Source organism: Enterobacter cloacae complex sp. S2, assembly GCF_015159675.1.
In the GTDB taxonomy this organism is placed as follows: Bacteria; Pseudomonadota; Gammaproteobacteria; order Enterobacterales; family Enterobacteriaceae; genus Enterobacter; species Enterobacter intestinihominis.
Window position 1 is genome coordinate 129082 of sequence record NZ_JADDTS010000019.1, and the last position, 25116, is coordinate 154197.

Below are 25116 nucleotides of genomic sequence, written 5' to 3' on the forward strand. Positions count from 1 at the left end.
TTACAGAACAACAGGAGTTTTGGCATGGGGATGACCACCATGGGGGTTAAGCTGGATGACGCTACCCGCGAACGGATTAAAACCGCTGCGACCCGTATCGACCGCACGCCGCACTGGTTAATCAAGCAGGCGATTTTTAACTATCTGGAAAGACTGGAGAGTGAAGAAGGTCTGCCGGAGCTGCCTGCCCTGCTGGCGGGCGCTGCGAACGAAGGCGAAGAGGCCGCGACGGCCGCTGATGAGAACCACCAGCCGTTCCTGGAATTTGCCGAGCAGATCCTGCCGCAGTCCGTCAGCCGCGCCGCCATTACCGGCGCCTATCGCCGTGCCGAAACCGACGCCGTGCCGATGCTGCTGGAGCAGGCGCGCCTGCCGGAAGCCGTTGCCGCTCAGGCGCACAGCCTGGCGTATCAGCTCGCCGACAAGCTGCGTAATCAGAAAACCGCCAGCGGACGCGCCGGCATGGTGCAGGGTCTGTTGCAGGAGTTCTCCCTCTCCTCGCAGGAAGGCGTGGCGCTGATGTGTCTGGCGGAAGCGCTGCTGCGTATTCCGGATAAAGCCACCCGCGATGCCCTGATCCGCGACAAAATCAGCAACGGCAACTGGCACTCCCACATTGGCCGCAGCCCGTCCCTGTTTGTGAACGCCGCCACCTGGGGCCTGCTGTTTACCGGCAAGCTGGTCTCCACCCATAACGAAGCCAACCTGTCGCGCTCCCTGAACCGTATTATCGGCAAGAGCGGCGAGCCGCTGATCCGCAAGGGCGTGGACATGGCGATGCGCCTGATGGGCGAGCAGTTCGTCACCGGGGAAACCATTGCCGAAGCGCTGGCGAACGCCCGCAAGCTGGAAGACAAAGGCTTCCGCTACTCCTACGACATGCTGGGCGAAGCGGCGCTGACCGCCGCCGACGCGCAGGCCTACATGGTCTCTTACCAGCAGGCGATCCACGCCATCGGTAAAGCGTCCAACGGTCGCGGTATTTATGAAGGGCCAGGCATCTCTATCAAGCTTTCCGCCCTGCACCCGCGCTACAGCCGCGCGCAGTACGACCGGGTGATGGAAGAACTCTACCCGCGCCTGAAGTCCCTGACCCTGCTGGCGCGCCAGTATGACATCGGCATCAACATCGACGCCGAAGAGGCGGATCGTCTGGAGATCTCCCTCGATCTGCTAGAAAAACTGTGCTTCGAGCCGGAGCTGGCGGGCTGGAACGGGATTGGTTTCGTTATCCAGGCCTACCAGAAACGCTGCCCGTTCGTCATTGACTACCTGATCGACCTGGCCAGCCGTAGCCGTCGCCGCCTGATGATCCGTCTGGTGAAGGGCGCCTACTGGGACAGCGAAATCAAACGCGCCCAGATGGAAGGTCTGGAAGGCTATCCGGTCTATACCCGCAAGGTCTACACCGACGTCTCTTACCTCGCCTGCGCGAAAAAACTGCTCGGCGTGCCGAACCTGATTTATCCGCAGTTCGCCACCCACAACGCCCACACCCTGGCGGCGATCTACAGCCTGGCGGGTCAGAACTACTATCCGGGCCAGTACGAGTTCCAGTGTCTGCACGGCATGGGTGAACCGCTGTACGAGCAGGTGACCGGTAAAGTGGCCGACGGCAAGCTGAACCGTCCGTGCCGTATTTATGCCCCGGTAGGTACCCACGAAACCCTGCTGGCCTACCTGGTGCGTCGTCTGCTGGAGAACGGGGCGAACACCTCCTTCGTTAACCGCATCGCCGATACCACCCTGCCGCTGGACGAACTGGTGGCCGATCCGGTACAGGCCGTAGAGAAGATGGCGGCGCAGGAAGGCCAGATTGGTCTGCCGCATCCGAAGATTGCCCTGCCGCGCGAGCTGTATGGTGCAGGCCGCGTCAACTCGGCGGGTCTGGATCTCGCCAACGAACACCGTCTGGCGTCGCTCTCTTCTGCCCTGCTTAACAGCGCATTGCAGAAGTGGCAGGCCAAACCGATCCTTGAGCAGTCCGTTGAAGACGGTGAAATGCAGCCGGTGATCAACCCGGCAGAGCCGAAGGATATCGTCGGCTACGTGCGCGAAGCCACAGAAGCGGAAGTGGATCAGGCTTTGGAGAGCGCGGTGAACAACGCGCCAATCTGGTTTGCCACCCCGCCGCAGGAGCGTGCCGCCATTCTGGAACGCGCGGCGGTGCTGATGGAAGATCAGATGCAGCAGCTTATCGGCATTCTGGTGCGTGAAGCGGGTAAAACCTTCAGCAACGCCATCGCCGAAGTGCGTGAGGCGGTCGACTTCCTGCACTACTACGCCGGTCAGGTGCGTGATGATTTCGACAACGAAACGCACCGTCCGCTCGGCCCGGTGGTCTGTATCAGCCCGTGGAACTTCCCGCTGGCAATCTTCACCGGCCAGATTGCCGCGGCCCTTGCCGCAGGCAACAGCGTGCTGGCAAAACCGGCAGAGCAGACTCCGCTGATTGCCGCTCAGGGCATTAACATTTTGCTGGAAGCGGGCGTACCGGCGGGCGTGGTGCAACTGTTGCCGGGGCGCGGTGAAACGGTGGGTGCCAAACTGACCTCCGATAACCGCGTGCGCGGCGTGATGTTTACCGGTTCGACCGAAGTAGCCTCCCTGCTGCAACGCAACATCGCCACCCGTCTGGATGCGCAGGGCCGTCCAACGCCGCTGATCGCTGAAACCGGCGGCATGAACGCCATGATCGTGGACTCCTCCGCGCTCACTGAGCAGGTCGTCGTTGACGTGCTGGCCTCTGCCTTCGACAGCGCGGGTCAACGCTGTTCCGCCCTGCGCGTGCTGTGCTTACAGGATGACGTGGCTGACCACACGCTGAAGATGCTGCGCGGTGCGATGGCGGAATGCCGCATGGGCAACCCGGGCCGTCTCACCACCGATATCGGGCCGGTGATCGACGCGGAAGCCAAAGCCAACATCGAAAACCACATTCAGACCATGCGTGCCAAAGGCCGTCCGGTGTTCCAGGCGGTGCGCGAGAACAGCGAAGATGCCCGCGAGTGGCAGACCGGCACCTTCGTGCCGCCAACGCTGATTGAGCTGGCAAGCTTCGACGAGCTGAAAAAAGAGGTCTTCGGCCCGGTACTGCACGTGGTGCGCTACAACCGTAACAACCTCAACGAGCTGATCGATCAGATCAACGCCTCAGGTTACGGCCTGACGCTCGGCGTGCATACCCGTATCGACGAAACCATTGCCCAGGTGACCGGCAATGCTAAAGTCGGCAACCTGTACGTCAACCGCAACATGGTTGGCGCGGTCGTGGGCGTGCAGCCGTTCGGCGGTGAAGGTCTCTCCGGCACCGGCCCGAAAGCGGGCGGTCCGCTCTATCTGTACCGCCTGCTGGCAAACCGTCCGGAAAATGCGCTGGGCGTGACGCTGGCGCGTCAGGACGCGGACTATCCGGTGGATGCGCAGGTGAAAGCCGTGCTGACCCAGCCGCTGGACGCGCTGATTAAGTGGGCAGAAAACCGCCCTGAACTGCGTGCAATTGCGCAGCAGTACGGCGAGCTGGCGCAGGCCGGTACCCAGCGCCTGCTGCCGGGTCCAACCGGTGAGCGCAACACCTGGACGCTGATGCCGCGCGAGCGTGTGCTGTGCATGGCGGATGACGAGCAGGATGCGCTGGTGCAGCTGGCAGCCGCTACAGCAACGGGCTGTGAGGTGCTGTGGCCGGAAGATGCGCTGCATCGCGACCTCGCCAAACAGTTGCCAAAAGCGGTCTCGGCTCGCATTCGCTTTGCGAAGGCCGATGCCCTGCTGACCCAGCCGTTTGACGCGGTGATCTACCACGGTGATTCCGACCAGCTGCGCGAACTGTGTGAGCAGGTTGCGGCCCGCAGCGGCGCGATTGTCTCGGTGCAGGGCTTTGCGCGCGGGGAAACCAACCTGCTGCTGGAGCGTCTGTACGTGGAGCGCTCGCTCAGCGTTAACACCGCGGCGGCGGGCGGTAACGCCAGCCTGATGACCATCGGTTAATCGTGTAAACTCTCCCCGGTGACGCTACGCTTACCGGGGCTATAAAACAGCCGCAGGCCGGATAAGCACAGCGCATCCGGCTTTTTTACATGGAGGGGATGATGAAAAGAGTATTTCTCGCAGGTGCAGCCCTGCTTATGAGCGCCAGCGCGCTTGCCGACGAGTGCAACAACGCGACCACCCAGCTTGAACTGAACACCTGTAGCGCGCAGCAGTACCAGGCCGCCGATAAAAAGCTCAACGAGACCTATCAGGCCGCCATCAAACGTGCGGCTGCGCCTCAGCGCGATCTGCTGAAAAAGGCGCAGCAGGCGTGGATCAGCCTGCGCGACGCGGACTGTGCGTTTATCGGTTCGGGTACGGAAGGCGGGAGCGTTCAGCCAATGATTGTGAACCAGTGTCTGGCGGAAAAAACCGTGGAGCGCGAAGCGTTTCTGGCCACGCTGATGCAGTGTGAAGAGGGCGACTTAAGCTGCCCTTTCCAACCGGCTGATTAACGCACGCGGATCCCTTCAATAATCATCCGCTGCACGTTTTCCAGGGTGCTCTGGAAAAACGCCTCGTCCTGGAGCGTTTTACCGGTTACCGCCTCGACCTGGGCCGCGAAGTCAGCGTAGTGCTGGGTTGAGGCCCAAATCATGAAAATCAGATGCTGCGGATCGACGGGCGCCAGTTTTCCGCTGGCGACCCATCCGGCAATAATGGCCGATTTTTCGTCCACCAGCTGCTTTAGATCTCCCGTCAGCTCCGCCTGCAACAGCGGCGCGCCCTGTAACATCTCCAGACAAAACAGCCTCGATGCCTGGGGATAATCACGCGATACCTCCAGCTTCAGGCGTATGTACTCCTCTATCGCCACCAGCGGGGCCAGCTCTTCGCGAAATGCTTTAAGCGGTGCGAGCCAGATATCCAGGATCTGCTGCATCACCGCCACATATAGCGCCTCTTTCGACGGGTAGTAGTAGAGCAGATTGGTCTTGGACACCCCGGCCTGCTCCGCCACCTGCTCAAGGCGTGTACCGTGAATACCAAACTGCGAAAATGTCTCCAGCGCGGCGCTGAGGATCGCCTGTTTCTTGGCGCTCACCGCCTGCGAACGTTTACCGGGTGTTTTCACTGCGCCTTGTGTCATTTTCGCTCTCCATTTTCTGTCCTGCGCTCAGCATAGCAAAACCCCCGTCTCGCCACGACCTTCTGCACCCTCAGCGCGCATGAGTGCCTGTTTTCTGTGCAATGATTTTGACCACTTAGTCCACATTTTCGCTGTTAAATTTAACAGCCACCAGTTAACACCCTAATAACAAAGTATTTTTCAAAACTGGCACTCCCTTTGCAAAAACGTCGTGACACCTGCGACGTAATGAAGAGAGGTTCGTGATGAAAATTGGCGTATTTGTACCGATCGGCAACAACGGCTGGCTTATCTCGACCACGGCCCCGCAATACATGCCGACCTTTGAGCTGAATAAAGCCATCGCGCAGAAAGCGGAGCATTACCACTTCGACTTTGCGCTCTCGATGATCAAGCTGCGCGGTTTCGGCGGTAAGACCGAATTCTGGGACCACAACCTGGAGTCCTTTACCCTGATGGCGGGCCTGGCGGCGGTAACCTCGCGCATCCAGATTTACGCCACCGCCGCCACCCTTACCCTTCCCCCGGCAATCGTGGCGCGGATGGCCTCCACCATCGACTCCATCTCCGGCGGGCGCTTTGGCGTCAACCTTGTCACCGGCTGGCAAAAGCCGGAGTACGAGCAGATGGGGATCTGGCCGGGTGACGATTACTTCTCCCGTCGCTACGACTACCTGACTGAATACGTGCAGGTGCTGCGCGATCTGTGGGGCACCGGCAAAAGCGATTTCAAAGGCGACTTCTTCACCATGAACGACTGCCGCGTCAGCCCCCAGCCGTCGGTGCCGATGAAGGTGATTTGCGCCGGGCAGAGCGACGCGGGGATGGAATTCTCCGCCAAATACGCCGACTTCAACTTCTGCTTCGGCAAAGGCGTTAACACCCCTGCCGCCTTCGCGCCCACCGCGGCACGCATGAAATCGGCCGCCGACAAAATCGGGCGCGACGTGGGCTCCTACGTGCTGTTTATGGTGATTGCCGACGAAACCGACGACGCCGCGCGCGCCAAATGGGAACAATATAAGGATGGCGCCGACGAGGAAGCCCTGAGCTGGCTGACCGAGCAGAGCCAGAAGGATACCCGCTCCGGCGCGGACACCAACGTTCGCCAGATGGCCGACCCGACGTCTGCCGTCAATATCAACATGGGCACCCTGGTTGGCTCGTATGCCAGCGTCGCCAGAATGCTCGACGAAGTGGCTGCCGTGCCCGGCGCCGAAGGCGTGCTGCTGACCTTCGATGATTTTCTCACCGGCGTGGAAACCTTCGGCGAGCGTATTCAGCCGCTGATGCAGTGCCGCGCCCACATCCCTGCCGTGACGAAGGAGGTGGCGTAATGACGACCCTCAACGCTCGCCCGGAGGCCATCACCTTTGACGCGCAGCAGAGCGCGCTGATCGTGGTGGATATGCAAAACGCCTATGCCAGTAAAGGCGGGTATCTGGATCTGGCCGGGTTCGACGTCTCGGCCACGCAGCCGGTGATTGAGAATATCAAAACCGCCGTGAGCGCCGCGCGTGCTGCGGGCATGCTGATCGTCTGGTTCCAGAATGGCTGGGACGACCAGTACGTCGAAGCTGGCGGTCCCGGCTCACCCAACTTTCACAAATCCAACGCCCTGAAAACCATGCGCCAACGGCCTGAACTCCAGGGCACGCTGCTGGCGAAAGGCGGCTGGGATTATCAGCTGGTGGATGAGCTGGTACCGGAAGCTGGCGATATCGTAATGCCGAAACCGCGCTACAGCGGCTTTTTCAATACCCCGCTCGACAGCCTGCTGCGCAGCCGGGGCATTCGTCATCTGGTCTTTACGGGCATTGCCACCAACGTCTGCGTGGAGTCCACCCTGCGCGACGGCTTCTTCCTCGAGTATTTTGGCGTGGTGCTGGAAGACGCTACCCATCAGGCCGGGCCGGATTTTGCCCAGAAAGCCGCCCTGTTCAATATCGAAACCTTTTTTGGCTGGGTCAGTAACGTCGCCGATTTCTGCGACGCGCTGGATCCCCCGCTCGCCCGCATCGCCTGAGGAGAACCGCTATGCCGAAATCCGTGATTATTCCGCCGGGCACCAGCACCCCGATAGCCCCGTTTGTCCCCGGTACCCTCGCCGACGGCGTGGTGTATGTCTCAGGCACGCTGCCGTTTGATAAAGACAACAACGTGGTGTTTATCGATGACCCAAAGGCGCAAACCCGCCACGTGCTGGAGACGATCAAAACCGTGATCGAAACGGCGGGTGGCACGATGGAGGACGTGACCTTCAACAGCATCTTTATCACCGACTGGAAAAACTACGCCGCGATTAACGAGATCTACGCGGAGTTTTTCCCCGGCGATAAACCGGCGCGATTTTGCATCCAGTGCGGGCTGGTAAAGCCTGAAGCGCTGGTTGAAATTGCCACCGTTGCGCACATCGCGAAGTGAGGCCGCCATGAAACTGTCCATTTCCCCGCCCCCCTTTGCGGGCGCGCCCGTGGTGGTGCTGATTGCCGGGCTCGGAGGCAGCGGGAGCTACTGGCTGCCTCAGCTCGCCGTGCTGGGGCAGGAGTATCAGGTGGTGTGCTACGACCAGCGGGGCACGGGGAATAACCCGGATACCCTGCCGGAAGACTACACCCTCGCACACATGGCCGACGAGCTCGCGCTGGCGTTAGCCGGGGCCGGGATCGCCCGTTACTGCGTGGTCGGCCACGCGCTGGGGGCGCTGGTCGGCCTGCGGCTGGCTATCGATAAGCCTGACGCCCTCACCGCGCTGGTTTGTGTCAACGGCTGGCTGACCCTCAATGCCCATACCCGACGCTGTTTTGACGTTCGCGAACGTCTGCTGCATGCGGGCGGGGCTCAGGCGTGGGTAGAGGCACAGCCGCTGTTTCTTTACCCGGCAGACTGGATGGCTGCCCGCGCTCCGCGGCTGGAGGCCGAGGAAGCGCTGGCGCTGGCCCATTTCCAGGGCAAAGCCAATCTGCTGCGCAGGCTGCATGCGCTGAAACAGGCCGATTTCAGCCGCCACGCTGCACGCGTTCGCTGCCCCGTGCAGATTATTTGTTCCACCGACGATCTGCTGGTGCCGTCCGTCTGCTCCGCGGAACTGCACGCCGCCCTCCCGCACGCCCGCAAAACGGTCATGCGCCAGGGCGGGCATGCCTGCAACGTGACCGCGCCGGACATCTTTAACACGCTGCTGCTGAACGGGCTTGCCAGCCTGCTGCACAGCCCTGAACCCGCTTTGTAAGGAGCCTGAATGAGCGAAGCCATCACGCCCGCCGCGCTGGAAACGCTGTTTACCGGCGCACGTACCCATAACGGCTGGCTGGATATACCGGTCAGTGACGAGACGCTGCGCGAGATTTATGACCTGATGAAATGGGGGCCGACGTCCGCCAACTGCTCCCCGGCGCGCATTGTCTTTGTGCGAAGCCCGGAAGGAAAAGAGAAGCTGCGCCCGGCGCTCTCCAGCGGCAACCTTGAGAAAACGCTCACCGCCCCGGTCACGGCAATTGTCGCCTGGGACAGCGAGTTTTATGAGCGCCTGCCTGTACTGTTCCCGCACGGCGATGCCAGAAGCTGGTTTACCTCCAGCCCCGCACTGGCGGAAGAGACCGCCTTTCGCAACAGCTCGATGCAGGCCGCGTACCTGATCTTCGCCTGCCGCGCGCTCGGGCTCGACACCGGGCCGATGTCCGGCTTTGACCGGGAAAAAGTGGACGCGGCCTTTTTCACGGGCACGCTGCTTACAAGCAATCTGCTGATTAACATCGGCTATGGCGATATGAGCAAAGTCTATGGGCGCTTACCGCGTCTGACCTTCGAAGACGCCTGCGGGCTGGCGTAAGGAGCCATCATGACGACACCCGATCAACAAACCTTCCGTGATGCCATGGCCTGCGTCGGTGCGGCGGTCAATATCATCACCACCGACGGCCCTGCGGGAATGGCGGGCTTTACCGCCAGCGCGGTATGCAGCGTGACCGATTCCCCGCCCACTCTGCTGGTTTGCCTCAACCGTGGCGCGTCCGTCTGGCCGATTTTCAACGAGAACCGCACCCTGTGCGTTAACACGCTGAGTGCCGGACAGGAGCCATTATCCAACCTGTTTGGCGGTAAAACGCCGATGGAGGACCGCTTTGCCGCTGCCCGCTGGCAGACAGGCGACACGGGCTGTCCGCGTCTGGAAAATGCCCTGGCCTCGTTCGACTGCCGCATCAGCCAGGTGGTTAGCGTCGGCACCCACGACATTCTGTTTTGCGACATCGTATCCATCGTTCGCCACCCGGCACCGCAAGGGCTGGTGTGGTTCGACCGCGGCTATCACGCACTTATGCGACCCGCCTGTTAATCCGCATTCAGGAGACAGAACATGTTCGGACTTCCCCACTGGCAGTTGAAATCGACCTCCACAGAAGCAGGCGTGGTCGCGCCGGATGAAAGGCTCCCGCTCGGGCAGACAATGGTGATGGGCGTGCAGCATGCGGTCGCGATGTTTGGTGCGACGGTGCTAATGCCCATGCTGATGGGGCTGGATCCTAACCTCGCCATTTTGATGTCGGGTATGGGTACCCTGCTGTTCTTTTTTGTCACCGGCGGGCGCGTGCCCAGCTATCTGGGCTCCAGCGCCGCCTTTGTGGGAGTCGTTATTGCAGCGACCGGGTTTAACGGTCAGGGTATTAACCCCAACCTGAGCGTGGCCCTCGGCGGCATTATCGCCTGTGGGCTGGTCTACACCCTGACCGGTCTGGTGGTGATGAAAGTCGGCACGCGCTGGATCGAACGCATGATGCCCCCCGTCGTCACCGGGGCGGTGGTGATGGCGATAGGCCTGAACCTCGCGCCGATTGCGGTGAAGAGCGTATCCGGCTCGCCGTTTGAAAGCTGGATGGCGGTGATTACGGTGCTGTGCATCGGCGTGGTGGCGGTCTTTACGCGTGGGATGATCCAGCGGCTGCTGATCCTGGTCGGGCTGATTGCGGCCTGTCTGATCTACGCGCTGCTGGCGAACGTGTTTGGTCTCGGCAAGCCGGTTGATTTCACACTGATTCACCAGGCCGCCTGGTTCGGGATGCCGCAGGTGACCTCACCCACCTTTAACGCTCAGGCGATGATGCTCATCGCGCCTGTCGCGGTGATTCTGGTGGCTGAAAACCTGGGCCACCTGAAAGCCGTAGCGGGAATGACCGGGCGCAATATGGACCCGTATATGGGGCGGGCGTTTGTGGGAGACGGTCTGGCGACCATGCTCTCCGGCTCGGTCGGCGGCAGCGGCGTGACGACCTACGCGGAAAACATCGGCGTGATGGCAGTGACCAAAGTCTACTCGACGCTGGTCTTCGTGGCGGCGGCGGTGATGGCGATACTGCTCGGCTTTTCCCCAAAATTCGGCGCATTGATCCACACCATCCCGGCACCCGTGATTGGCGGCGCCTCGATTGTTGTATTTGGTCTGATTGCCGTCGCGGGGGCACGCATCTGGGTGCAGAATCATGTTGATCTGAGCCAGAACGGTAACCTGATCATGGTGGCGGTCACGCTGGTGCTGGGCGCAGGCGACTTCGCCCTGACGCTGGGCGGGTTTACGGTGGGCGGGATTGGCACGGCGACCTTCGGCGCGATCCTGCTCAACGCCCTGCTTAGCCGCCGCAAAGGGGATGAAGCGCAAGCGGAACCCATCACCCCCTGAACCTGAAATAGCCGGGTGACGCTACGCTTACCCGGCCTACATGCCAATTGTAGGCCCGTGCAAGCGAAGCGCCGCCGGGCAAAACGGACAGCGTGCGCGTTGTTAGCTATCTGCCCCTTGTTCAGTGCCCAACCCGGCAGTCGCCTTACGTCGTTTTTTTAACTTTAACTCGCTCACCAGCACCCCGGCGACAATAAATGCCGCGCCCACCAGCGCCAGCAGCGGCAGACGCTCCCCGGCGAGTCGCCCGAAAATACCCGCCCACACCGGTTCACCGGTATAGATGACCGTCGCCCGTGTCGGAGATACGCTGCGCTGCGCCCAGTTCATGGTGACCTGAATAATAGCGCTAAAAATGCCCAGCCCCAGCGCCACGACGATAAGCCCGGTAGACATCGGCGGGACGGACTCCCCTGCCGGCACCATCGTCGCGAACGCCACCAGCGACGCGGTGGCAAGCTGCACGACCGTCACCCGCTTGACGTCCACTTTTCCTGCCCAGGCGCTAATCAAAATAATTTCAGCCGCAATGGCAACGGCCCCCACCAGCGTGATGATCTCTCCCGGCCCCAGCGCCAGCAGATTATTTTCCGGCCCGGCTAATAAAATGAGGCCGATGAACGCCAGCACGATACCAATGCACGACATCAGGCCCGGTATTCTGCCCAGGCACAGCCACTGCAACAGCGGCACCAGCGGTACGTACATGGCGGTGATGAAAGCGGATTTACTGCTGGAGATAGACTGAAGCCCCCACGTTTGCAGGCTATAGCCCATGGCAATCGCCACGCCAATAGCGACACCCGCTTTAAGCTCTGTCAGGGTCAACCCGCGCAAGGTTTTCAGCGAAATAAGCGCCACGGCAACCGCCGCGGTTGCAAAACGCAGCCCTACAAAGAAAAACGGATCGCTCATCGTGACCGCGTACTGAACGGCAAGAAAGGTTCCGCCCCAGAACATGGTGATCAAAATCAGGATGGCTTCCTGAGGCTTAATGGAGAAAGTAAAACGGGAAACGGACATGGGACACCAGCACGAAGAATCAATCCTGTAGTGTGCGATGCCTTTGATTACAGTTCAATGTAGCAGACATAAAAAAACCGCCGGGAAACCCGGCGGCAGAGAGTTAACCCGGCGTACTACTTGTTGCTGCCGTGGCTATTTTTACCCCCTTTTTTGCCAGCCTCTGATGCGCGCTGAGGGTCGTTTTTAAAATTGCCCCCGCTAGACTGGCCACCTTTACGACCTGCTTCTGATGCTCTTTCACGGTCTTCAGCGAAATTACCTGAACCACCACGATGGTTTGCCATCTCTAACCTCCAGAGTGTGAAACATTAGACATCATATTGCATTCAGTAAAAGAGGATTCTTTCACCTCGCGGCTCAAGGACAGTGCCTTTATCTGTGCCGCGTGAAACTAAGCTTAGTGTAATGCGGCTATCCGGCAAGCGAGAGGTAATATTCTGCAACATGATCTCAGCCTTTCGTATGAAATATTGAGGAGGTTATCCATAAGCCATTCTTATATTTTGAAAAATCAGCGCCGCTAAAGTTGTTTCATTTTGCTACAAAGCACATAACGAAAAGATATTGTTATATATCAAATAAATGCCGTTCATTTTTGCAGTCTGGCCGTGATGTCATATCTTTAAAGTAACGCAGCGATCCGCTGTAAGAAAAACCAACGAGGAGTGATGCAAAATGGCAAAAGTTCTGGTGCTCTATTATTCCATGTATGGACACATTGAAACCATGGCTCACGCAGTTGCAGAAGGCGCAAACAGAGTAGACGGCGTTGAGGTTGTGGTTAAACGCGTACCGGAAACCATGCAGGCGGAAGCCTTCGCCAAAGCCGGGGGAAAAACACAAAACGCCCAGGTCGCCACCCCGCAGGAGCTCGCGGACTATGATGCCATTATCTTCGGCACCCCGACCCGCTTCGGCAATATGTCCGGCCAGATGCGCACCTTCCTCGACCAGACGGGCGGGCTCTGGGCCTCCGGCGCGTTATACGGCAAGCTGGCCAGCGTGTTCAGCTCTACCGGCACAGGCGGCGGCCAGGAGCAGACGATCACCTCAACCTGGACTACCCTTGCACATCATGGGATGGTGATTGTGCCGATTGGCTACGGCGCGCAGGAACTGTTCGATGTTTCCCAGGTTCGTGGCGGGACACCGTATGGCGCGACAACCATTGCCGGTGGGGATGGTTCACGTCAGCCAAGCAATGAAGAACTTTCGATCGCCCGCTATCAGGGTGAATACGTCGCGGGTCTTGCCAAAAAACTGAACGGCTAACCCAACAGGAGGACAAGTATGCCAACTCAAGAATCCAAAGCTCACCACGTGGGCGAATGGGCAAGTTTACGCAATACCTCTCCGGAGATTGCAGAAGCCATCTTTGAAGTCGCCAGGTATGACGAAAAGCTGGCTGAGCAGATTTGGGAAGAAGGCAACGATGAAGTGCTGGTTCGCGCTTTCGAAAAAACCGACAAAGACTCGCTGTTCTGGGGCGAGCAAACCATCGAACGTAAAAACGTCTGAATGTTCCCCCCGCCCGCGCGGGGGGTTTTCTTCTATTTCGCCGCGTTGTTCATCACCGCATTGAATCTATCGATCGGACAGAAGCCGTTGCCATCTACCGGACAGCCCTTCAGCTCCAGCGTCACGCGCTGCGCAGGAGATTGCAGCGACAGCACGCTGGCATTACGCAACTGCTCAGAACTCTGGTAGACATACTCAATTTTCATCAGCTCCTGGTTAGTGTTTTTGTCATGCCAGCGCTGGAAGACAATTTTACCGCCAATCGGGGTTCGTTCCTGCTGGTCGTGCAGCTGATACGGCCTGAAATCCAGCGCGGTCAGCAGCGAGGCAATGTTGGAGTCGTGCCCCACCAGCAGGGTAATTTTTGGCGCTTTGGCCTGTTCGGTCACCAGCGCTTTATCAATGTACTTCACCAACGGTTTAGCCACGTTCTGCGCCACGTCCGTCGAGGTAAACAGCGAGTCCTGGTAGCCGTTTTTCAGCTTCGACAGCACGCGCCACTGCTGATCGGTTTTGATTTCCCCCCATGCCACCTGGTCTGCCGGGAATCCTTCGTAATACTGTAGGGTGAACGCATCCACCAGCGAGTTACCCACTTTCAGCGGCCCGGAGACGCCCGGCTCTTTTTCATAATCGGCGCTGAACGTATCTTTCGCCTCCGTCAGGGAACAGACTTTTTTCTCCTTGCAGGACGGCGAGTCGCTATAGTTTGTCAGCAGCTCCAGCAGTTTGTAGCTTTCATCCAGCTGCATTTTCTGCCGTTCTGTCTCCATTGCTTTCAGCGCTTTCTCACGAAACTCAGGGGAATTATCGGTAATGACCGGATTGAAGGTGGGGTCCATAGTGCCCATTTTTTCCTGATGATGCACAGGCACATCGCACCCCGGGAACGCGCCGGTGATAAAGAACTGCGCGGTCGCCACGGTGCGCTGGAGGCTGTTGGCGTAGGCATAGACGGTATCCGCTGGTGGGCATTCACCCGTCTTCACCATCCCCTGCTCTGCCAGCCACTCGCGTATATAGTGACCCATATACACTTCCAGTACGCCCCCTTTGGTGGTGAGCTGTCCACCCGGGACGTCCCACTCCGGCCACTGCTTCGGCGTGGACTGCTCCAGCACGCTGCCGTTATTGGCGAGCGGCGCACGCAGGTTGTGGCGGCTCATGATGAGTACCTGTTCCAGCTGATAGCCGTCCGGTGTGTCCTGCGCCTGTGCGCCAAAGGTCACGGCAAGGGTACCTGCCACGGCAACTGCAAGTAGTGCTTTTCTCATCCCTAATTCCTCACACGTTTTTTTAATGTCGCATTGAGTGTGACAGATTCGTGACAGGTTTTTCGGGAAGCATTTCTCAAACTGATGAATACGTGACTCGCTGATTCAGAGGCTGATGCCGGTGACGATACCGACATACAGCGCCGCCCATGCGCAGGCTGAAAGCAGGCTGATGGCGTAAACCTTTATCGCGCTCAGCCTGAGCATGCCCGCCGCCAGCGGCACGATATAGCGCAGTACCGCCAGGAAACGCGAGGTGAACAACACCAGCAGGCCATTTTTATGCAGCTGGTGCTGTACCCGCAAAAACTTCCCGGCATGTTTTGCCGTGAAGCGTGACACTCGCCGGGTATGCCCCATCAGCTGGCCGATATGGTAATTCAGCACCGATCCTGCCGTAGCGCCCATCACCACCGCCAGCCACGTCAGCGCCGGATGCATACTCGACTGGCTGACGGCAATCCCCGCCAGCAGCATGACCGATGCGGGCGGGAGCACGGAAGAGATCAGTACCGTTGATTTACTCAGTGCCATAACAACGAGCAACGCGAAGAGATGCGTTGGATAATGCGCAAAATGATCCAGCAGCGTGTCCAGCCATGCCATTTTACTCTCCCCGGTAACATCAGAATTCCCCATTAGAAGTGAAAATAGTTAAATAAAACGTCAACATTCATTCAATAATATTCATTTAAACCATACTTAAACATTATTTAAATTCCTCAGCAGCCATTTTAAATCAGCGTATTATCCCTCACGTTTTACAACGATCTCGTTATGGCGAGGCTCCTGTACAAATACACGTTATCGCTCTGGTGGGTTCGAGAGAACCGGCACAGGGTAAAACAGGCACTGTCGAATCAAGGCTTTGCCAGTATAACTTCCCTTACGGGATACGGTGTACAGTGCTGAACCCAGGACGTGGGGATCTCCTTTCCGACATGCCCTGTCTTGCTCGCCCCTGAGAGATTTTATTATTCAAAGGGAAGTTACAATGTCTTACGCTATTCACAACCAAAATCTGGCTTTTAACGACAGCGCCATCGCACAATATATGAATACCGATTTTATTGTTATTGATATTTCATTATGCGTGGCTCTGGCACGCGAGCAATTCTTTGAAAAATTAAAAGATGATGATATTCCGTCACATATTTTTATCGAAGACAACGGTCGCCTCGCGGGTTTGATTGCCGTACGTAAATTATTGCAGGCCACGGATACCGTACAGCCCGTTAAAGGTCTGATGATATCGGATTTTATCCAGCTTAAACCGGAAGATGAGCGGGCGGATGTCGCCGGGTTGCTGGCGCACGCAGGTGCGGATGTCGTACCGGTGGTGACCCACGGCAAGCTGGTGGGCTGCCTTACCGAGCGTGAAATCGCCCATCTGCTGGAAGATGACGTTACTGAAGATGCCCAGCTTCAGGGGGCAACGCTGCCGCTGGAGAAGCCCTATCTGGAAACCAGCGCCTTTAGCCTGTGGAAGAAACGCTCCGTCTGGCTGCTGCTGCTGTTTGTCGCGGAAGCGTATACCAGCTCGGTGATCCAGCATTTTGAAGAGGCGCTGGAATCCGCCATTGCGCTGGCGTTCTTTATTCCGCTGCTGATTGGCACCGGCGGAAACAGCGGGACGCAGATTACCTCGACGCTGGTGCGCGCCATGGCGCTGGGTGAAGTCCACCTTCGCGACGTGGGTCGCGTGTTGCGCAAAGAGATGAGCACCTCGTTAATGATTGCCGCCACGCTAGGCCTGACGGGCTGCGTTCGTGCCTGGATGATGGGCATTGGGATGGAAATCACGCTTATCGTCAGCCTGACGCTGGTCTGCATTACGCTGTGGAGCGCCATTGTCTCATCGGTGATCCCGATGGTATTGAAACGCTGCAAAATCGACCCGGCGGTCGTTTCCGCGCCGTTTATCGCCACGCTGATCGACGGTACCGGGCTCATTATCTACTTCAAAATCGCACAGTATACGCTGGGGCTGGAATAACGAAAAAACCCTGCGATATTGCTATCGCAGGGTTTTCGAATTTGGCGGAAGCGTAGAGATTCGAACTCTAGAACCCTTTCGGGTCGCCGGTTTTCAAGACCGGTGCCTTCAACCGCTCGGCCACGCTTCCAAAGTGAGGCGCACTATAAACATCTCTGAGCATGATGTAAAGCAGGAAATTGCATTACGTTGAGCTTCTTGCGTCATTCCCTTCCGCTCCGATCACTTCTTCGTCATCGGCTGGCTAAAATGTAAACATTTATTTTTACATCACATAAACTTATTAGAATGAAAGTTTGTGATCTAGACTCTTTTTCATACACCGCAGCTTATCCGTGCAACATTACCACCTCAATATGCCCTTGTAAGACCCTATTCACGCAGGTCACTGCGATAAGAGATTTTCCATGAAATTATTCGATACCGATAACTACAGACTTATTCTCTGGCGTAAATTTCTGCCGTGGCTGATCCAGAACGGTGCGCAAAAAAACAACCCGCATGACTATTTTCTGGTGTACTTAAAAGATGCCGACAATACGCGTTATATTCTGAAGAAGCACGAAAGCAGCAACGTTGTGCTCTGCCCGATGCATAAAAGCGAAGATGTCAGTATGAGCGTGGAAGATATCAGCGAAATGCAGGCTGAAATCATTCACTATAAGCGCAATGGGTTTCAGGCTTACAAAGGCATTATCCCGTTTGCCTTTGACCATTATACGAAAATCATCACCTTAAAAACGGCCCTGGCTCGTCTGAAAGGGCGCTGTATTTCTGGCCTGAAATCTGATTCAGAAACCATCAGCCGGGACCGTTACAACTTGCTCAGGCTGCTGGTGACCGACTACGTCAACCAGCGCCCTTCGCGCGTTTCGTCTGGTTTCACCCAGCGGGAAGTGATCGCCATGCTTTACGGCACACTTTGGTATAAACATATCAAAAATGAGTCGTTTAGCAGAAAAATCGCGCTGTTACTTGAGTCGCTCGTGATCACGGGCGATCTCAGCGAAGAGGGTAAGGTGTACTACGTGCAGGGCCAGGCTATTACCACCATGGTCGAGTATGAAAAAGAGGACCAGCGGGTAACGCATCAGCAAAAAATGCAGAAAAAAATTACGCGTTTTATGTTTGCGATAACGCTATCTACGCTGCTGATTATTCTGGTTCTGCTGTCGATGGCCGGGGTCGTCGACCTCGCCGCTGTCTGGCAGAAAATACTACAGATTAAGCCTCTCAGATTTTTAATGAATTTTATCTAATACCCTGCCCATTAATTATGAATTTTATTTTTATCAGCGATAACTATTACCTTTGCCACGGTGTCTCAAGCTCACTGACATCTACCCATTTGATTCGCGATGAGGAGGATATTCACCATCTTTATGAGGTCGATCCCGAGCTGGATTTTATCATTGCGATTGAACAGGATAAGTTACGCAATAAAACCATTCAGCAGGTCAAAAAAGTCAAGCGTGATTACATTGTCCTGATGCATGAGATAGAAGCCAACAGCGCGGTGAGAATTGATAATATTATCTATTCGTCGATGCATTTTACTGCTCACCCTTTTCAGCAGCTGATGCGTTTTTATCGGGCGCTCAGGACACACTCCTTTACCCGACGCGAATATGACGTGCTAAAGCTTTTCCATATGGAAAATCATGAAATCGCGAAAAAGCTGCAACTGTCACAAAAAACGACCAGCACCTACCGCGTGAGGATCCTCGAGAAATTGAATATGCGTTCAAAAAACATTCTGGCGATGACCCGTATAAAATCGGCGATTGTCGATCAGAAACTGTGATCTTTTGGCTTACCTTGGGAAAACCGGGGCCTCAGGTTTCGCCCTGAGGGGGTTTGGCGGGCGCGGTATACCAGTTCTCTTTGGCAACCATTACGCTGCCCTTTGGCTGCATAACAAAATTCGGAGACATGATCTGCACGTTAAATTCGTTAAACACATCCTGTATCTGGCTATGCAGTTCATTGCGGGCAACCGCGAGGGACTGGTCGGGCAGCAGACGAACCTGCAACTCGTAGGCGATATACCAGTCCATTAACCCTAACTGGCGCACCAGCGGCGGTTCGGATAGGTCGATCCCGTCCGCTCGTTTCGCCGCCAGTTCCAGCATGGCATGCACCTGTCGCCAAGGGGTGTCATAACCGATAGTAACGCTGACCGTAAGATTGACGCTCCCATCGGAATGCAGTGCGCTCAGGTTAGTGATCTTACCACTTACCACCACCGCATTGGGCACGGTAACGACATAATTTTCCCGGGTAATAATTTTGGTAGCCAGCATGCCTATTTCACTGACCTTACCTTCGTTATCCGCCACCCGAATGACATCGCCTTTACGCAGTGCGCGGGAGTAAATCAGGACCAGACCGCTCATGGCATGGTTCATCACCCCTGCCGAACCCAGCGTTAACATCAGGCCGAAGAAGACGCTAATACCTTTAAACGCCAGTGAGTTTGCGCCGGGCAGAAACGGCCAGGCAGCGGAGAGAGCAAATAGCCAGACGGCGACGGAAATGAGCTTACGGGTTGCCCCCACGGTTTCCGGATGTACGCCGGGAAGTTGCAGACGACCAGCCTCCACCTGATTCAGCACCATCCTCAGAAGCTTCAGAATAAAAGCGGTAATGAGGAAAATGATCAGAACAATCGTCAGCCCCGGCAAAGCCGAGACAATCGCCAGGGCAATTTGCTGCACCACGCGAAGCGACCAGTCTCCCAGCGACGTGCCCCACACCCGCGTCCACGGAAACAGACTAAATGCCCAGCTCAGCCAGACGTAAAAGCCAATCAAACCCAGCAGGAACATCAGCAAGGCGTAAAGCCGAATCTCAATGGCGCCAATGTACCGCCGCCAGCTTTGCGGCACCCGGCTGCGATTCTCCACAATACGCAGACGGTAGACGCGCCGGAACCAGCGCCAGGATCGCCACGCGCCGTAGCAGAGCAGCAACAGCGCCAGCAGGCCAGCGGCAGCTTTTACCGTCGACAGCGCCAGCCAGCCGGTATCGTATTGATCGCGCAGCGCCATTCTCTGCGCTTCCATGCGCGCCAGCACGCGCTGCGCGGCCTGATCGAGGGTGAGATCGTCCCCTTCGTCCAAATCCCCTTCCGTCAGCAGCATCATGGGCTTACCGTTCATCACGATCAGCCGCCCCTGCTGGTTATAGCGGGTCACGGGGACGATAGTGAGGGGCTCACGCACGTCCGCCTCGGTAAAATTGCGCAGGGTGTTGCGGATGCGTAAAACGCGCTCCTCCGGCGTGGTCAGGCCAAATTTCGCCTGAAGCATGACGATCGGCTGATGAAAGATATAGACCGTCCGGGCGCGCTCCTGCTCAGAAGGCGCCTGGCGGGGCTCAGCGGCATACGATGAGAAGGCGCTCAGGGAGGCAAAACAGAACGCAAACGCGAGCAGGATCTTTTTCATCCTCACTACCCCAGATCAGAAATCTTGTTGTTTTTCAGGCAACCCGCGAATGCCAGGTGGGTATGTTGAGAATAGTCCAGCCTTTCGTTTCTGCAACAAGCGACGGTGAGCGTGTTGCTCTCAATCACAATATATGTATTATGTTATAACATAACAATTGGGGGTTGTGTTCTATGTTACTTAAAAAAGGGTTATTTCTGGCTTTATTGCTCTCCACGGCGCCTGCCGCTTTCTCAGCAACCTCCTGGCCCCTCACGATTGAAAATTGCGGCGTAAAGCAGACCTTTGCGCAGGCTCCTCAGCGCGTCATGACCGTGGGACAGCATGAAACAGAATTACTGCTCGCACTGGGGCTGGAGAAAAAGATCGCCGCAACGTCGGTCTGGTTCGGCATGCTCCCGGATCCGCTGGCAGATGCCGGGAAAAATATCCCCCGGCTTGCAGATAATTCCCCCTCCTTTGAAGCCGTGGTGGGACAGAAACCTGAGCTCGTTCTCGCGCAGTATCACTGGCACATTGGTCCGCAGGGAGAAGTGGGCACCCGTGAGCAGTTTGCCTCGCTGGGGATTAATACGTGGATCTCTCCTGCCGACTGCACGGATAAAGCGGTGACGGAAAAGTCAAACGCAGACGGAGCACGCAGCGCGCCGTTTTCGCTGGCCGAAATCACACGGGAAGTGACAGATCTGGCGACGATATTTGATGTTTCCGCGCGAGGTGAGCAGCTTAATCATACGCTGACGGAACGTATCAAAAAGGCCAAGGCGCGCGTCTCAGCGAAACCGCTTCGCGTCGTATTCTGGTTCTCAAGTAGCCGTCTGAATGGCGATCCCTGGGTGGCGGGGAATTACGGCGCGCCTGGCTGGATCAGCCGCACGCTGGGGTTGAAGAACATTATTGACTCTCATGACGAATGGCCGGCTGTAACCTGGGAACATATTGCCCAGTCGCAGCCGGACGTGATTGTTATCGCCGGGATGTCCCGCAGGCTCTACCCTGCCGATGACGTTAAGGTAAAAAAAGCATTCTTGCGTAATGACCCGGTGACGAAGAACATGCCTGCGGTCAGGAACAACCACATTATTGTGGTGCCGGCGATGTCGTTAAACCCTTCATTACGTAACGTCGATGCGGTTGAGCTTATCAGCGAGCGGCTGGCTTCTTTCCGGGATGAACAATGAGTCATTTCGCTTTTGACCGCCGCCAGCAAGGTTTACTGGCAGCAGGCGTCATGGCGCTGCCGCTAATGCTGGTTTTTGCCGCCAGTATCGGTGATATGCCGGTGTCGTATGCCAGTACCGGGAAAGCGATCCTCAACGGACTGGGTTTGACCTCTTATGCGTTGCCACAAACGGAGGAGGGTATCGTCTGGCAATATCGCATGAGCCGGGCAGTGATGGCCGCGTGCAGCGGCGGTGGCCTGGCGCTGTGCGGGCTGGTGTTACAGTCGATCCTGCGTAACCCTCTGGCTGAGCCTTATCTGCTGGGGATTTCCGCGGGCGCCTCGCTGGGGGCCGTCTGCGTGATGCTTCTCGGCATGGGGGGAAGCGTGATTGGCGTGAGCAGCGGTGCGTTTGTCGGCTCCTGCGCCGCCTTTGCGCTCATCATGGTGATTACAAACGGGATGAGTGAAAGCCCCTCGCGCATTTTGCTGGCCGGTATTGCGGGCACCCAGCTCTTCAACGCCATGACCGCGTACGTCGTCAGCACGTCCGCCAATGCCGAGCAGTCCCGTAGCGTCATGTTCTGGCTGATGGGGAGTCTGAGCGGCGTGCGCTGGCCTGACGCGCTGCTGGCGCTGGCCGTTACGCTTGCGGGTTTACTGGTGGTATTGCTCTTTTCCCGGGCGCTGGACACCTTCACCTTCGGGGATGAGGTCTCCACCACGCTGGGGATCCCGGTTACCGCCGTGCGTATTGTTTTATTGCTGACCTGTGCCGTTGTCACCGCCACGTTGGTGAGCGCCACAGGCGCAGTGGGGTTTGTCGGGCTGGTCATTCCCCATGTGACGCGCATGCTATGCGGGCCGGGCCATCGCCGCTCGATCCCGCTGACGTTTCTCATTGGCGCCCACTTTATGATCCTTGCCGATATCGTCTCACGCACGCTGATCGTGCACCAGGTTCTGCCCATCGGGGTGGTGACTGCGCTGGTGGGCGCCCCCGTCTTTGTGGCGTTGCTTTATCAAAATCGAAAGGAGCATCCATGAATATAACAGTGGCCGGGTTAACCGTAACCCGACAGGCGCAGACGGTGCTTAAGGATATCGATCTCGACCTGCCATCCGGGCAGATTGTCGGCCTGTTAGGGCCAAACGGCTCAGGCAAGTCGACGCTGCTGCGCTGCCTCGCCGGGCTGTTTCCACGACACAGCGAACGTGTTGCGCTTAATGGCACAACGCTTGGCTTGATGCCGCTGAAAATACGGGCGCAGCACATGGCGTTTGTCCCGCAACATGCTGAGGTCGACGGGGAACTGACCGTTGAGGATATTGTCAGGCTGGGGCGTACGCCCTACCGGAAAACATTCCAGAGAACCACGCGCGACGATGAGGCTGCGGTTGAACAGGCGATTGGCCTGATGCAGTTATGCAGCTTACGCCAGCGGCGATGGCACTCTTTGTCAGGCGGAGAACGACAGCGAAGTCAGATTGCCCGCGCGCTGGCCCAGCAGCCGCAGGTGCTGTTGCTCGATGAACCGACAAACCACCTGGACATTCAGCACCAGCTGGAGCTGATGCGGCTCGTTTCACAGCTGCCGCTTACGGTGGTGGTTGCACTGCACGATCTCAATCTTGCGGCCAATTATTGCCAGCGTCTGATCCTCCTGAAGGCCGGGCAGATCGCAGCCACGGGCGCGCCCGAAGCGGTGCTGACGCCCTCGAACATCGCGGATACCTGGTGCGTAAAAGCTCAGGTCTGTAAGGCCGACGCCGGGATCACGATAAGCTATAACATGGGTAACATGGCGGAGAGCCAGAACAAAAGCAAAAACCCCTGCGATATTGCTATCGCAGGGGTTTCGAATTTGGCGGAAGCGTAGAGATTCGAACTCTAGAACCCTTTCGGGTCGCCGGTTTTCAAGACCGGTGCCTTCAACCGCTCGGCCACGCTTCCTAAGTGAGGCGAACTATAAACACCTCACCGCGCGCTGTAAAGGGTGCGCGCATTCGTTCGCTTTAAAAATAGCCAAAATGCGTTTAATCGGTTGAATAGACAACAGATTGGCCGTTTTACCAGCATAATATCCACCGCGGATCGTTAGTGCTTTTTGATGTACATATCTTTGGTGTAGTAGTAGCCAAGCTTATCCGGCGTGAAGCCCCCTACCCACGGTTTCACCAGGTGCGTGCGCACGTAGTGATAGACAGGGATCGCCGGCACATCGCGCCCCAGCAGATCTTCTGCCTGCTGGTAGAACTTACCGCGCTCCTCCGCCGTTTTCGCCTTCGCCGCATTCACCAGAGCCAGATCGTATTCCGGATTGCTGTACTGAGTGGTGTTTTGGCTGTCACCGGTACGGAAGTTATTCAGGAAGGTTGCGGCGTCATCGTAATCAGCAATCCAGGCGTAGCGCACCGCGTCAAAGTTATGGGTGTGCATGGTATCAAGCATGGTTTTCCACTCCTGGTTTTGCAGCTTCGCCTCTACGCCGAGGTTCTTCTTCCACATCGAGCTGGCGGCAATCGCAATACGCTGGTGCGATTCCGAGGTGTTATAGAGGAGATTAAAGCTGAGCGGATGGCTGTCATTAAATCCGGCTTCGGCCAGCAGTTTTTTCGCCTCGGCAATGCGTTTATCCATCGGCCAGCTGGCGTAATCAGGGTTCTGTAACTTGACGCCGCCAATATCCGGCTGGCTGATGAGCCATGCCGGGCGTTGCCCCTGCCCTAAAACTTTCCCGGCGATAATATCTTTATCCAGCGCCAGATTCAGCGCCTTACGCACGCGGGCGTCGCTGAACGGCGGCCGGGTGGTGTTGAATTCGTAATAATAGGTGGCAAGCTGCGGCGATACGTCCAGCTCGTTCCCCAGCGTTTTCTTCAGCTGAGCAAACTGGTTGATCGGCACCGTGTAGGCGATGTCGATTTCGCCCGCTTTGTAGCGGTTGACGTCAGCGGCTTCGGAGGAAATGGGCAGATAGGTCACCTTGTTGATGACGGTATGTGCGTTATCCCAGTATTTCGGGTTTCGCACCGCCACGATGCGTTCGTTCACCACCCACTGTGACAGTTTATAGGCCCCGCTGCTGACGAAGTGCTCCGGTTTGGTCCACTTATCACCGAAACGACCTACCAGGACTTTATCTATCGGCACCAGAGACGGGTGAGCCAGCATCGCCAGGAAAGCAGCATTTGGCTGGGTGAGCGTCACTTCCAGCGTGGTGTCATTGATGGCTTTCACGCCCAGCGACTCGGGTGCTTTTTTGCCTTCTGCGATATCAGTGCCGTTGACGATACGCATACTGCCGGGATAGCTGGCATACGGAGAGACGGTTTTCGGGTCGACCAGTCGCTGCCAGCTCCAGACGACATCTTCCGCGGTGATGGGGGTGCCATCGCTCCAGGTTATGCCCGGGCGCAGATGGAAAGTCCAGACGGTGTTATCTTTATTTTCCCATTTCTCCGCCAGGCGCGGCTGGATTTCACCTGCCGGAGAGACGCTGACCAGCCCGTCGAATAAATCGCTGATAATATTGAATTCGACATCGCTTTCGACTTTATGCGGGTCGAGCGAGGCGGGTTCACTGCCGTTGTTCCTGACCAGTTCCTGCTTATCTGCCAGCTGGGTTCCTGCTGGCACGTTAGCCGCCCAGGTTGCCGTGCTGGCGCACAGGACCCCTGCGGTTAACAAAGAGAGCGTAAAGTGCATGCGTGTTTGTGGTTTCATTTCCTTCGCCTTATTGTCTGTTTTTATGACGATCCGGAAATAACTCTTAGCGGCCTTAGGGAAATAACGCAATATTTTTCAGTGACCTATAAGAGGTTGATCTGAATACACCTTGCATACCGCACTTCATTCTGAGTACAAAGGCTTTACCAGAATAAAAAACCAGCATAA

Annotated in this window: 24 protein-coding genes, 2 tRNA genes and 1 riboswitch; of the genes, 17 read left to right on the forward strand and 9 right to left on the reverse strand. The window is 57.1% G+C overall.

What is annotated here, in order from left to right; all coding sequences use genetic code 11:
* Positions 1-24 precede the first annotated feature (24 nt).
* Entirely contained in the window at positions 25-3987 is a 3963-nt protein-coding gene (putA, locus tag IPZ49_RS10810) for a trifunctional transcriptional regulator/proline dehydrogenase/L-glutamate gamma-semialdehyde dehydrogenase (RefSeq protein ID WP_063146134.1), read from the forward strand.
* A gap of 101 nt (positions 3988-4088) precedes the next feature.
* Positions 4089-4484 (forward strand): lysozyme inhibitor LprI family protein, encoded by a 396-nt coding sequence (locus tag IPZ49_RS10815; RefSeq protein WP_063146135.1) that lies wholly within the window; start codon positions 4089-4091, stop codon positions 4482-4484.
* Here the strand turns inward: IPZ49_RS10815 and rutR are convergent.
* Positions 4481-5119 carry an HTH-type transcriptional regulator RutR gene (rutR, locus tag IPZ49_RS10820; RefSeq protein ID WP_022647683.1) on the reverse strand — a complete coding sequence of 213 codons (639 nt, stop codon included), beginning with the start codon at positions 5117-5119 and terminating at the stop codon, positions 4481-4483. The two genes, IPZ49_RS10815 and rutR, sit on opposite strands and share 4 nt — an antisense overlap.
* A 245-nt stretch (positions 5120-5364) precedes the next feature.
* Here rutR and rutA point away from each other — a divergent pair, with 245 nt between their 5' ends.
* The 7 genes from rutA to rutG are packed head-to-tail and all read left to right on the forward strand — an operon-like array spanning position 5365 to position 10793.
* Complete coding sequence (gene rutA / locus IPZ49_RS10825; protein WP_063146136.1) at positions 5365-6456, forward strand: pyrimidine utilization protein A; 1092 nt, start codon at positions 5365-5367, stop codon at positions 6454-6456.
* The gene (gene rutB / locus IPZ49_RS10830) at positions 6456-7145 is read left to right on the forward strand and encodes a pyrimidine utilization protein B (protein WP_063146137.1); all 690 of its coding nucleotides are present in this window, start codon (positions 6456-6458) and stop codon (positions 7143-7145) included. The genes rutA and rutB overlap by 1 nt, the downstream gene beginning before the upstream one ends.
* 11 nt (positions 7146-7156) lie before the next feature.
* Positions 7157-7543: a pyrimidine utilization protein C gene (gene rutC, locus IPZ49_RS10835; protein ID WP_015570870.1), complete on the forward strand. Its 387-nt coding sequence runs from the start codon at positions 7157-7159 to the stop codon at positions 7541-7543.
* 7 nt (positions 7544-7550) lie between these two features.
* Entirely contained in the window at positions 7551-8351 is an 801-nt protein-coding gene (rutD, locus tag IPZ49_RS10840) for a pyrimidine utilization protein D (RefSeq protein ID WP_022647680.1), read from the forward strand.
* 9 nt (positions 8352-8360) lie between these two features.
* Positions 8361-8951 (forward strand): malonic semialdehyde reductase, encoded by a 591-nt coding sequence (locus IPZ49_RS10845; RefSeq protein WP_063146138.1) that lies wholly within the window; start codon positions 8361-8363, stop codon positions 8949-8951.
* 9 nt (positions 8952-8960) lie between these two features.
* Positions 8961-9455, forward strand: coding sequence for an NADH-dependent FMN reductase RutF (gene rutF / locus IPZ49_RS10850; RefSeq protein ID WP_022647678.1), 495 nt, complete (start codon positions 8961-8963; stop codon positions 9453-9455).
* A gap of 21 nt (positions 9456-9476) precedes the next feature.
* Positions 9477-10793 carry a pyrimidine utilization transport protein G gene (gene rutG, locus IPZ49_RS10855; protein ID WP_046618402.1) on the forward strand — a complete coding sequence of 439 codons (1317 nt, stop codon included), beginning with the start codon at positions 9477-9479 and terminating at the stop codon, positions 10791-10793.
* A gap of 102 nt (positions 10794-10895) precedes the next feature.
* Here rutG and IPZ49_RS10860 read toward each other — a convergent pair whose 3' ends face one another.
* Positions 10896-11816: a DMT family transporter gene (locus IPZ49_RS10860; RefSeq protein WP_063146139.1), complete on the reverse strand. Its 921-nt coding sequence runs from the start codon at positions 11814-11816 to the stop codon at positions 10896-10898.
* Between the two features lie 116 nt (positions 11817-11932).
* Positions 11933-12103: a general stress protein gene (locus IPZ49_RS10865; RefSeq protein WP_001273664.1), complete on the reverse strand. Its 171-nt coding sequence runs from the start codon at positions 12101-12103 to the stop codon at positions 11933-11935.
* A gap of 391 nt (positions 12104-12494) precedes the next feature.
* Between IPZ49_RS10865 and wrbA the strand changes: the two genes are divergently transcribed.
* Together wrbA and IPZ49_RS10875 are read left to right on the forward strand one after the other, a co-directional pair.
* Entirely contained in the window at positions 12495-13091 is a 597-nt protein-coding gene (gene wrbA / locus IPZ49_RS10870) for an NAD(P)H:quinone oxidoreductase (RefSeq protein ID WP_022647675.1), read from the forward strand.
* An 18-nt stretch (positions 13092-13109) separates the two neighbouring features.
* Positions 13110-13337 carry a YccJ family protein gene (locus IPZ49_RS10875; RefSeq protein ID WP_022647674.1) on the forward strand — a complete coding sequence of 76 codons (228 nt, stop codon included), beginning with the start codon at positions 13110-13112 and terminating at the stop codon, positions 13335-13337.
* Between the two features lie 32 nt (positions 13338-13369).
* Here the strand turns inward: IPZ49_RS10875 and agp are convergent, their stop codons facing one another.
* Together agp and IPZ49_RS10885 are read right to left on the reverse strand one after the other, a co-directional pair.
* A complete protein-coding gene (agp, locus tag IPZ49_RS10880) occupies positions 13370-14611 on the reverse strand; it encodes a bifunctional glucose-1-phosphatase/inositol phosphatase (RefSeq protein ID WP_063146140.1) in 1242 nt (413 codons plus the stop codon).
* A 105-nt stretch (positions 14612-14716) separates the two neighbouring features.
* Positions 14717-15217: a DedA family protein gene (locus IPZ49_RS10885; protein WP_045308873.1), complete on the reverse strand. Its 501-nt coding sequence runs from the start codon at positions 15215-15217 to the stop codon at positions 14717-14719.
* Positions 15218-15375: 158 nt separating this feature from the next.
* Positions 15376-15545, forward strand: a riboswitch (M-box (ykoK) riboswitch).
* 60 nt (positions 15546-15605) lie between these two features.
* Between IPZ49_RS10885 and IPZ49_RS10890 the strand changes: the two genes are divergently transcribed.
* A complete protein-coding gene (locus IPZ49_RS10890) occupies positions 15606-16607 on the forward strand; it encodes a magnesium transporter (protein ID WP_063146141.1) in 1002 nt (333 codons plus the stop codon).
* A gap of 42 nt (positions 16608-16649) precedes the next feature.
* Here IPZ49_RS10890 and IPZ49_RS10895 read toward each other — a convergent pair.
* Positions 16650-16737, reverse strand: a tRNA-Ser gene (locus tag IPZ49_RS10895).
* Between the two features lie 277 nt (positions 16738-17014).
* Here IPZ49_RS10895 and IPZ49_RS10900 point away from each other — a divergent pair.
* Both IPZ49_RS10900 and IPZ49_RS10905 read left to right on the forward strand, forming a co-directional pair.
* Positions 17015-17866 (forward strand): hypothetical protein, encoded by an 852-nt coding sequence (locus IPZ49_RS10900; RefSeq protein WP_023299756.1) that lies wholly within the window; start codon positions 17015-17017, stop codon positions 17864-17866.
* 17 nt (positions 17867-17883) lie between these two features.
* Positions 17884-18411: a helix-turn-helix transcriptional regulator gene (locus IPZ49_RS10905; protein ID WP_023305829.1), complete on the forward strand. Its 528-nt coding sequence runs from the start codon at positions 17884-17886 to the stop codon at positions 18409-18411.
* A gap of 31 nt (positions 18412-18442) precedes the next feature.
* On the opposite strand, the gene IPZ49_RS10910 is transcribed toward IPZ49_RS10905, so the two are convergent.
* Positions 18443-20056, reverse strand: a complete 1614-nt coding sequence (locus tag IPZ49_RS10910; protein WP_063146142.1) for a mechanosensitive ion channel family protein — start codon at positions 20054-20056, stop codon at positions 18443-18445.
* A gap of 173 nt (positions 20057-20229) precedes the next feature.
* Here IPZ49_RS10910 and IPZ49_RS10915 point away from each other — a divergent pair, with 173 nt between their 5' ends.
* Genes IPZ49_RS10915 through IPZ49_RS10925 form a run of 3 tightly spaced genes read left to right on the forward strand, consistent with a single transcriptional unit; the run spans position 20230 to position 23098 of the window.
* Positions 20230-21237 carry an ABC transporter substrate-binding protein gene (locus IPZ49_RS10915; protein ID WP_063146143.1) on the forward strand — a complete coding sequence of 336 codons (1008 nt, stop codon included), beginning with the start codon at positions 20230-20232 and terminating at the stop codon, positions 21235-21237.
* A complete protein-coding gene (locus IPZ49_RS10920; protein WP_038415793.1) occupies positions 21234-22265 on the forward strand; it encodes an iron ABC transporter permease in 1032 nt (343 codons plus the stop codon). The genes IPZ49_RS10915 and IPZ49_RS10920 overlap by 4 nt, the downstream gene beginning before the upstream one ends.
* Positions 22262-23098, forward strand: coding sequence for an ABC transporter ATP-binding protein (locus tag IPZ49_RS10925; RefSeq protein ID WP_223863098.1), 837 nt, complete (start codon positions 22262-22264; stop codon positions 23096-23098). The genes IPZ49_RS10920 and IPZ49_RS10925 overlap by 4 nt, the downstream gene beginning before the upstream one ends.
* On the opposite strand, the gene IPZ49_RS10930 is transcribed toward IPZ49_RS10925, so the two are convergent.
* A tRNA-Ser gene (locus tag IPZ49_RS10930) sits at positions 23085-23172 on the reverse strand. The two genes, IPZ49_RS10925 and IPZ49_RS10930, sit on opposite strands and share 14 nt — an antisense overlap.
* Positions 23173-23316: 144 nt before the next feature.
* Positions 23317-24945, reverse strand: coding sequence for an ABC transporter substrate-binding protein (locus tag IPZ49_RS10935; protein ID WP_045623328.1), 1629 nt, complete (start codon positions 24943-24945; stop codon positions 23317-23319).
* Between the last annotated feature and the right edge of the window lie 171 nt (positions 24946-25116).